Consider the following 2,796-nt stretch of genomic DNA (forward strand, 5'->3'; position numbering starts at 1 on the left):
GAATTCACATGAATACATTTGTAAATGACAAGTTTTATGAAACGAGAAATCAATTATTTGAGGAAATTACTTTGTTAAGTGATGCTCAATTTAATAGAAAACCAGATAAGGATAAATGGAGTATAGCACAAGTTTGTCATCATTTAGTTTTATTAGATGAGAGAGTTATAACAGTTATTTCATCGGGATTAAAAAAGATGGATAGTATCCTAAATGAGCGTAAAGAAATTCACACTATTGTATTAGATAGATCGATAAAATTTATAGCCCCAGAAATGATTGAACCAAGTATAGAAGCATTTGAAGTGCAGCAAATGGTTGATTTGTTAAACAACGCTAGAAAAGAATTGATGCGTTTCCTGAGTACAATAGAAGATGAATCTATATTAGCGAAAAAATCAGTGACGCATCCAGCTCTTGGAGAATTACTTCTTGATCAGTGGATAGAACTGATCTATTTGCATGAACAGCGTCATATAGAACAAATTAAAGAGATAAAATTGCTTTGTGGAGTTGAAAAGTAAACATCATTATCTATTTTTTGAGCGATTTGGGATAGCATCAAGGTTTCGAGTGATAAAATAGAAGTCCTGATTAAAATTATGATGAATTTAGTTGAAAGCAACCAATAATCAGAAGAAAATACGAAACTAGCAGATTTTACTCTTGAAGAGGAAACGAACATTCGAAAAAATGCTGAATCCGATATGCTGTATAAGTGTAACCCCGTCTTAAGTGGAGAGCGGGGTTATTATTTTTGGAAGTACATATACATCTACCGTTGGTTTAGCACTCTTCACACGTTTGAGCAAGAAGTATTTTGTCAGAAAACGATAAAATACAATTCTGTTAGGGGATATATGCATTTTATTCTCTTTATTTTTGCAGTTGAATTTTTCCGAATAATAAGTTACATTTTTAAAGTTCAAGCAACTTTATGACAGTACAAAAAGGGGAGAAATATTGTTATTATGCAAAAAATGAAATGGAAGAACTATGTATGCTATTTTATTATTCTTATGCTTCTTGTAACAGCAGTAACAGTCAAACCAGCTATTTCTAAGGCTGAGGAATCTGATGTTAATATTACATTGTTAGGTACTGCAGATATTCATGGTAGATTTATGCCTTGGGATTATGCGCTTGATGGAGCAAATATGAGTGGAAGTTTGACGCAGCTTTATACGGTTATAAAGAAGGTACGTCAAGAAAATCCAAATACCATATTAGTAGATGCCGGGGATACAATTCAAGGAAACTCAGTAGAATTATTCAACGATAAGCCACAATCGCCAATGATGGTAGCGATGAATACAATGGGATATGACGCCTGGGCATTTGGAAATCATGAATTTAACTTTGGATTAGATACATTGAAAAAAGTTAGTGAGCAATATAAGGGAAAGACGTTAGCAGGAAATATTTATAAGGAAAATGGAGAGCGTTTTCTTCCTGCATATACGATTGTTGAAAAAGGTGGAATTAAAGTCGGGATTATTGGCATGAATACACCAATGATTAGTGATTTTGAAAAAGGGACAGATCATTTGGATGGTTTAGTAGTGAAAAATCCAGTAGAAGAGACAAAAAAGGCAATTAAAGAATTAGAAGGTAAAGTAGATGTAATGGTAGGGGTTATGCATATGGGACTAGAAAATGAGAATGGAATCCCAGGTACTGGTGTTCAAGATATTGCGAATGCTTGTCCGGAACTAAGCGCTATTTTTGCGGCTCATATGCATAAACTTGTAAAAAAAGAAGTTGTAAATGGCGTAATTATTACAGAACCAGATAAATATGGAACGCATATTTCACGTATTGACCTTACTTTTACAAAGCAAGATGGAAAGCTTGTTTTAAAAGATAAAACTGCTACCGCTATACCTGTAAAAAATGCTGATGGAACTACAGTATTATCTGATTCTACACTTGAAGAAACACTAACACCTTTTCATGAGTATGCGAGAGGAGATGCAAATGTTGTAGTCGCTCAATTAAAGGGTAGAAACCTTGTTCCTGAAAATGAAATACAGGGTATTCCAAGTGTGCAGATTCAAGAGACACCTTTATCAGATTTCTTTCATGAAGTCATGCTCTATTACAGTAAAGCGGATGTAGTAGCCCATCAAATTGATAATGATTATGCCCGTTTGGATATTGGTCCTATAAAGAAGAAAGATATTGCGTATAATTATCAATATGCTTTGGGAGAAATTACAGTATATAAGATAACTGGAAAAGATTTAAAAGACTATATGGAATGGGCAGCAGGATATTTTAACTCATCTCGTGCCGGAGATGTAACAGTTAGTTTTGATAAAAACCGTCGTGCGTCTAAATACAGTACGAACGATTTCTTTGGAGGCGTAAAATACGAAATTGACTTAACAAAACCATATGGAAATAGAATTACAAATTTACGCTCTATTCGTACAAATAAACCAATCAAAATGAGCGATGTTATGACGCTAGGAATGAATGCGTATAGAATGGAGGCTCTTCAGGCAAAAGGGGGAGCTTTAGAGGGACGTAAATTTGAACAAACTTGGTCATCTAAACAAGAGAATGCATTCGGAGAAACAGGCGGAACCATTCGTAACCTTGCTATTACATATTTAAAAGAGGTAAAGAACGGTGTATACACGCCAAAAGTTATGCATAATTGGAAAATTACTGGTGTAGATACACATTCTTCAGAGCATAAGGCTGTAGTTGATCTTGTAAATAAAGGAATTTTAGAAATCCCAAAAACAGAAGATGGAAAATATACAAATATAGCATCTATAAATACTAAAG

2 protein-coding genes are annotated in these 2,796 nt (G+C 34.0%); both read left to right on the plus strand.

Features of this window, described 5'->3' with window-relative positions; all coding sequences use genetic code 11:
- The first annotated feature begins 8 nt into the window (after positions 1-8).
- Positions 9-524 (plus strand): DinB family protein, encoded by a 516-nt coding sequence (locus tag AB3X48_RS20660; RefSeq protein ID WP_016104942.1) that lies wholly within the window; start codon positions 9-11, stop codon positions 522-524.
- 447 nt (positions 525-971) lie between these two features.
- On the plus strand, positions 972-2,796 hold a 1,825-nt coding region (locus AB3X48_RS20665; RefSeq protein ID WP_367959886.1), incomplete at its 3' end, for a bifunctional metallophosphatase/5'-nucleotidase.

Source organism: Bacillus sp. S4 (assembly GCF_040838205.1).
In the GTDB taxonomy this organism is placed as follows: domain Bacteria; phylum Bacillota; class Bacilli; order Bacillales; family Bacillaceae_G; genus Bacillus_A; species Bacillus_A cereus_U.

Coding starts and splice junctions, on each gene's coding strand:
- AB3X48_RS20660 (WP_016104942.1), top strand. CDS start 9: ATGAATACATTTGTAAATGACAAGTTTTATGAAACGAGAAATCAATTA.